The organism is Xanthomonas sp. LMG 12460, from assembly GCF_009192895.1.
GTDB classification, from domain to species: domain Bacteria; phylum Pseudomonadota; class Gammaproteobacteria; order Xanthomonadales; family Xanthomonadaceae; genus Xanthomonas_A; species Xanthomonas_A sontii.
This window is the reverse complement of the sequence record NZ_NKUH01000108.1, coordinates 1-5,858: the sequence shown is the minus strand read 5'-3', so window position 1 is coordinate 5,858 and position 5,858 is coordinate 1. Positions and strand designations below refer to the sequence as shown.

The following is a 5,858-nucleotide window of genomic DNA, read 5'->3' as shown; positions in this document are numbered from 1 at the left end:
GCAAAGCCCGTCGGGGCCGAAGCCCCTCCCACAAAAGCGGCGACCTTTTTCATCGGAAGGCAGCCACGTTTGTCAGATAGCTTGATCGCGATGTTGTTCCGTGCACGACGTCCCCCAATTCCCATCCCGGCTTTCAACAGCCGCAGACTGACCATCCCGAATCCCGAATCCCAGCTCCTCTGTGCTAGAACACAGCACAGCGGCACGGCGATCTTCGCCGCCGCGATCGCGGCGCAGGACACTGCCGCACTGCACAAGGAGGACCGCATGAAGCGAGCAGGGTGGTGGACGCCGTTGCTGTTGAGCATGGCCGCGCCGGCATTGGCGCAGGACGGCAGCGGCACGGTGCGCATCGGCGCCAGTCTGCGCGCCGGCCCGGCGCCGGAATATCCGCGCGTGGCCACGCCGGCCACCGACGACGCGTTGCAGGTGCATGGCTGCACACGGGATTGGGCCTGGTGCGATGTCAGCTGGCGCGAGAAACGTGGCTGGCTGCCGGCCGGTGCAATCGACTTTCACGAACACGGGCAGGGCGTCGCGCCCGGTGCCGCGCTCGGTGTGCCCACGGTCGGCTTCGCGCTGGACCGCTACTGGGACACGCACTATCGCGGCCAGCCGTGGGCACGCGAACGCGCGCGTTACCGCCCGCTGGAAAGCGCGGCGACTGCCGCTGGTCCAGCGCAGATCCCGGCACCGCTGCAGCGGCAGTTGGCGCCGCAATGGCGGGCGCCCCCTCCACCGCAGGCGTCCGCGTCCGAGGCCGTGAGCGCCACGCCGCCATGGACGCCGCCGGGCGAGCGGATGCATCGGATCCCGCCGCCGGACGCGCTCAATCCCCGCTACAACAAGGAACTGGCGAAGGAGTTGCAACGCCAGGACAGCGACCGCCGCCAGCGCGAATCGATGGGACTGCAGCCGGTGCCGCCGCCTGCGTCTGCGCCATCGGCATCGCCATCCTGGCCGCCGTCGCCGGCGACGATCCAGTGGGTCGAGCGGCATCCACCGAAGCCGAGTTCGCCACCACCGCCACCACCGCCGCCTCCGCCTCCGCCCTCAGCGCCACCGGCCAAGCCGGAACCGCACAAGGACGAGGACGCCGGGCGACACGACGTGAAGCAACTGGAACGCTGAGCCGCGCCACGGCGCCCTCAAAGGCGCCGTGCGGCCTGGGTACGGTCAGGCCTTGGCGAACACCAGCGCGGCGTTGGTACCGCCGAAGCCGAAACTGTTGGACATCACCGTGCGCAAGTCCGCGTCGCGGCTTTCGCGCACGATCGGGAAGCCCTCGGCGCGCGGATCCAGCGTGTCGATATTGGCCGAGCCGGCGATGAAGCCGTCGCGCAGCATCAGCAGGCAGTAGATCGCCTCGTGCACGCTGGCCGCACCCAGCGAATGCCCGGACAGCGCCTTGGTCGAGGACAGCGGCGGCACCGCATCGCCGAACACCGCGCGCACCGCATCCAGCTCGGTGACATCGCCCAGCGGCGTCGAGGTGCCATGGGTGTTGAGATAGTCGATCGGCGCGTCCACGCCCTGCAGCGCCATGCGCATGCAGCGCACCGCGCCTTCGCCGGACGGGGCCACCATGTCGGCGCCGTCGGAGGTCACGCCGTAGCCGACCAGTTCGGCGTGGATGCGCGCGCCGCGCGCCATCGCATGATCGTAGTCCTCCAGCACCAGCATGCCGCCGCCGCCGGCGATGACGAAGCCGTCGCGCGCGGCGTCGTAGGGCCGCGAGGCCACCGCCGGCGTGTCGTTGAAGCCGGTGGACAATGCGCCCATCGCGTCGAACATCAGGCTCATGGTCCAGTCGAGCTCTTCGCCGCCGCCGGCGAACATCACGTCCTGCTGGCCGTGGCGGATCAGGTCCGCCGCCGCGCCGATGCAGTGCGCCGAGGTCGCGCACGCGGCCGACAACGAGTAGCTCACGCCCTTGATCTTGAACGCGGTGGCCAGGCTCGCCGACACCGCCGAACACATCGTGCGCGGCACCATGTACGGGCCGACCTTGCGCACGCCGCGGTTGCGCAGCAGATCCGCCGCTTCCACCTGCCAATGGCTGGAGCCGCCGCCGGAGCCGGCGATCAGGCCGATCCGCGGGTCGCTGATCGCCGCCTCGTCCAGGCCGGCATCGGCCAGCGCATCGCGCAGCGCCAGGTAGGCGTAGGCCGAGGCGTCGCCCATGAAGCGCTTGAGCTTGCGGTCGATCGCCGCGTCCAGGTCCAGCTGCACATCGCCGCCGATCTGGCTGCGCAGGCCGGCCTCGACCGCCTGCGGGTTATGGCGGATGCCGGCGCGGCCTTCGCGCAAGGCGCGCGACACGCTGTCCAGATCGTTGCCCAGGCACGACGTGATGCCCATTCCGGTAATGACCACGCGCCGCATCAGAACGCCTCCGTCGACGTGAACAGGCCCACGCGCAGGTCCTTGGCGATATAGATCTCGCGCCCATCCACCGACATGCGGCCGTCGGCCACCGCCATCGCCAGCTTGCGGTTGATCACCCGGCTGATGTCGATCTCGTACACCACCTGCTTGGCGGTGGGCAGCACCTGCCCGGTGAACTTCACTTCGCCCACGCCCAGCGCGCGGCCGCGGCCGGGCGCGCCCAGCCAGGTCAGGAAGAAGCCGGTCAACTGCCACATCGCATCCAGGCCCAGGCAGCCGGGCATCACCGGATCGCCGATGAAATGGCAGCCGAAGAACCACAGGTCCGGGCGGATATCCAGTTCGGCGCGGATCACGCCCTTGCCGTGCGCGCCGCCGGTCTCGTCGATGGCGACGATGCGGTCGAACATCAGCATCGGATCGTTGGGCAGGCGCGCGGCGTCGGCGCCGAACAACTCGCCGCGTGCGCTGGCGAGCAATTGCTCGCGCGAATAGGAGGACAGACGACTCATGAGCGGAACATTCCCAGGCGAGACAGTCGAGGCGCGCAAGAGTGCATGAGCTTCGCGCGTTCAATCAAACGTTTTATCCGTACGCACGCGTAGTGTCGGCAGCGGCGGTGGCGCGCGCACTGCGCCGGATCAAGGCGCGCATTCTCAGTCCGTGCGCAGCGCGGGGCTTATCATGCGCACACCGTTCGCAGGCGTAGGGTATGGGGTCGATGCGCAAGATCATTCACGTCGACATGGACGCGTTCTACGCGTCCGTGGAGCAGCGTGACGATCCGGCGCTGCGGGGCAAGCCGGTGGTGGTGGCCTGGCGCGGCATGCGCTCGGTGGTGTGCGCCGCCTCCTACGAGGCGCGGGTGTTCGGCGTGCGCTCGGCGATGCCGGCGCTGCGAGCCGAGCGGCTGTGCCCGGACGCGATCTTCGTGCCGCCGGATTTCGCCCGCTACAAGGCGGTGTCGCGGCAGGTGCGCGAGATCTTCCAGCGCCACACCGACCTGATCGAGCCGCTCTCGCTGGACGAAGCCTACCTGGACGTCACCGCGCCCAAGGGCGAATTGCACACCGCCACCGAGATCGCCCAGACCATCCGCGCGCAGATCCGCGCCGAAACCGAACTGACCGCCTCGGCCGGCATCGCGCCGAACAAGTTCCTGGCCAAGATCGCCTCGGACTGGCGCAAGCCCGACGGCCAGTTCGTGATCCGACCGCATCGCGTGGAAGCGTTCCTGACCCCGTTGCCGGTGAACAAGGTGCCCGGCGTGGGCAAGGTCATGGAGGCCAAGCTGGCGGAACTGGGCATCGCCACCGTCGGCGACCTGCGCGCGCGCAGCGAGGCGGAACTGGAGGCGCGCTTCGGCAGCTTCGGCCTGCGCCTGTACCAGCGCGCGCGCGGCATCGACGAACGCCCGGTGGAATCGGACCAGCCGGTGCAGTCGATCTCCTCCGAGGACACCTTCGCCGAAGACCTGGCGCTGGAGGCGCTGGAGCCGGCGATCCGGCAACTGGCCGAGAAGACCTGGAACGCCACCCGCCGCACCGAGCGCATCGCGCGCACCGTGGTGCTGAAGCTGAAGACCGCGCAGTTCCGCATCCTCACCCGCAGTTTCACCCCGGAGCAGCCGCCGGACTCGCTGCAGGCCTTGATCGACATCGCCCTGGCGCTGCGCGAGCGGGTAGACCTGCCGGCATCCACCCGCTACCGCCTGGTCGGCGTCGGCCTGTCCGGCTTCCACGAGCGCGAGCCGGGGCAGGCGCAGGGGCGCTTGTTCGGTTGAGGCGGTGGCGTCGCCTGGGCATGGGAACGTGTGCCACGGGAGACTGTCGTAACCTCTATCGTCGCGCCCTGAGCGGTGCGTGGATTGAAACACCTGGGGTTACGGTGCGGCGACGGCGGGTCTGTGTCGCGCCCTTGCGGGGGCGTGGATTGAAAGCGCATCGAGTCGGTCAGCAAGCACAGCGTAAGCGGTCGCACACGCTCGCGTGTGCGTGTGTTGAAACAACCATGGGATGTGGGTGCAGGCCGAGAACCTGGCTGTCGCTCCCGCGTCGGGACTGAAGTCCCTCCCACAGGGGCATCCTGCTCGGGTTGCAACAGCGACTTCATCCTCTGGCACGCGGATCGACCTGGTCGCGTCCTCACGGATGCGTGGATTGAAACATGGGTGGGGATCGCCAACCGGTGATGTTCTCTGGTGTCGTGCGCGCGAGCGCAGGGATCGAGCGGTTGACTCGGGTCGGGATGGATTGCGTGAGCGCGGTTCGCGCGCTCGGTCGCCGTCATGGCGCCGCCGCAGCGGGCGTGGCGTGGTCGCAATCGCGTGTCAGCGAAGGCAGCTTCCGCGCCGCGCCGCGCCCGCGCGCGCGCGTCGCAACCGCGTCCGACATTGCGCCACCTACAATGCGCACTTGTCCCTCTGTGTTGGCACGACATGACATTTCCTTATGCATTGGTGGTGTTCGACCTGGATGGCACCCTGGTCAACAGCGGTGCCGACATCGCCGAGGCGCTGAACCGCACCCTGGCCGACTTCGGCCTGCCGCGCGTGCCGGAGGCGACCGTGCTGGGCTGGATCGGCGAGGGCGTGCGCAAACTCGTCGAGAGCGCCTGGCGGCATGCCGGCGACGCCACGCCGCTCGAGACGGTGATGCCGACCTTCATGCGTCACTACGCCGAATGCCTGTTGCGCAGTCCGCGGCTGTATCCGGGTGCGGCCGAGGCGCTGACGCAGTTGCATGCGGATGGCGTGACGCTGGCGCTGTGCACCAACAAGCCGTCGGCGATGGTGCCGCCGCTGTTGCGCCATCTGGGCGTGGCCGATCTGTTCTCTGCGGTGCTCGGCGGCGATAGCCTGCCCGAGCGCAAGCCCAGCCCGGCGCCGCTGCTGCACCTGGCACAGCAGTTCGCGCAGCCGCCGGCGCGCTGCCTGATGGTCGGCGATTCGGGGACCGACCTGCAGGCCGGCCACGCCGCCGGCATGCCGGTGGCGCTGGTGCGTTACGGCTATCCGCGCGATCTGGATCTGGCCACGGCCGACGTGGTGTTGCTGATGGATGATTTGCGCGAGCTGCTGCAGTTGCCCTGACGCGATGCCGCGTAGCGCTTCGGTATAGCGCGAAGATCCTGGAAATGTGGTGTAGGCGCGGCTGAAGCCGCGCCTACAGCGCAGGACGCAGTAAGCCCCTCTCCCCCCGGGAGAGGGGTTGGGGTGAGGGTCCGGGCGCGCAGCGGTCGCTGAACTGTCAGGTTTGTGCCGCGATGCATGAGCACGAGGGAGGCTGTTTGCGTTCGGCAGCCAGCGGCCTGATCGCGAGTGACCACGTGCGCGTGCGTCGCGCATGTCTGCTTTGAGAATGCGCGCATCTACATCCGCTGTGTTCGCACATGCCGCCTTTCGTAGGAACGGCTTCAGCCGCGACAGGCTTTCCCGGGAAAGCCCATCACGGCTGAAGCCGCTTGTGTCA

The 5,858-nt window shown here is 68.8% G+C and carries 6 protein-coding genes; 3 read left to right on the top strand and 3 right to left on the bottom strand.

The features are described from left to right. On the bottom strand, positions 1-242 hold a 242-nt coding region (locus tag CEK66_RS20720), incomplete at its 3' end, for a hypothetical protein (RefSeq protein ID WP_226978679.1). Positions 243-267: 25 nt separating this feature from the next. On the opposite strand from CEK66_RS20720, the gene CEK66_RS18425 reads away from it, so the two are divergent. Next, positions 268-1,131, top strand: a complete 864-nt coding sequence (locus CEK66_RS18425; RefSeq protein WP_226978678.1) for a hypothetical protein — start codon at positions 268-270, stop codon at positions 1,129-1,131. A gap of 45 nt (positions 1,132-1,176) precedes the next feature. On the opposite strand, the gene fabB is transcribed toward CEK66_RS18425, so the two are convergent. Together fabB and fabA are read right to left on the bottom strand one after the other, a co-directional pair. Then, entirely contained in the window at positions 1,177-2,385 is a 1,209-nt protein-coding gene (gene fabB / locus CEK66_RS18420; RefSeq protein ID WP_152237869.1) for a beta-ketoacyl-ACP synthase I, read from the bottom strand. After that, a complete protein-coding gene (fabA, locus tag CEK66_RS18415; RefSeq protein ID WP_043093347.1) occupies positions 2,385-2,900 on the bottom strand; it encodes a 3-hydroxyacyl-[acyl-carrier-protein] dehydratase FabA in 516 nt (171 codons plus the stop codon). The genes fabB and fabA overlap by 1 nt, the downstream gene beginning before the upstream one ends. Positions 2,901-3,100: 200 nt before the next feature. Between fabA and dinB the strand changes: the two genes are divergently transcribed. Continuing rightward, the gene (gene dinB, locus CEK66_RS18410) at positions 3,101-4,171 is read left to right on the top strand and encodes a DNA polymerase IV (protein ID WP_193312708.1); all 1,071 of its coding nucleotides are present in this window, start codon (positions 3,101-3,103) and stop codon (positions 4,169-4,171) included. 654 nt (positions 4,172-4,825) lie between these two features. Then, entirely contained in the window at positions 4,826-5,479 is a 654-nt protein-coding gene (gph, locus tag CEK66_RS18405) for a phosphoglycolate phosphatase (RefSeq protein ID WP_152237867.1), read from the top strand. Positions 5,480-5,858: the final 379 nt, after the last annotated feature.

What these genes read in the sequence shown, in the direction of transcription:
- fabB (WP_152237869.1), bottom strand. Translation starts at nt 2,385, where the DNA reads ATGCGGCGCGTGGTCATTACCGGAATGGGCATCACGTCGTGCCTGGGC.
- CEK66_RS18425 (WP_226978678.1), top strand. Translation starts at nt 268, where the DNA reads ATGAAGCGAGCAGGGTGGTGGACGCCGTTGCTGTTGAGCATGGCCGCG.
- dinB (WP_193312708.1), top strand. Translation starts at nt 3,101, where the DNA reads ATGGGGTCGATGCGCAAGATCATTCACGTCGACATGGACGCGTTCTAC.
- gph (WP_152237867.1), top strand. Translation starts at nt 4,826, where the DNA reads ATGACATTTCCTTATGCATTGGTGGTGTTCGACCTGGATGGCACCCTG.
- fabA (WP_043093347.1), bottom strand. Translation starts at nt 2,900, where the DNA reads ATGAGTCGTCTGTCCTCCTATTCGCGCGAGCAATTGCTCGCCAGCGCA.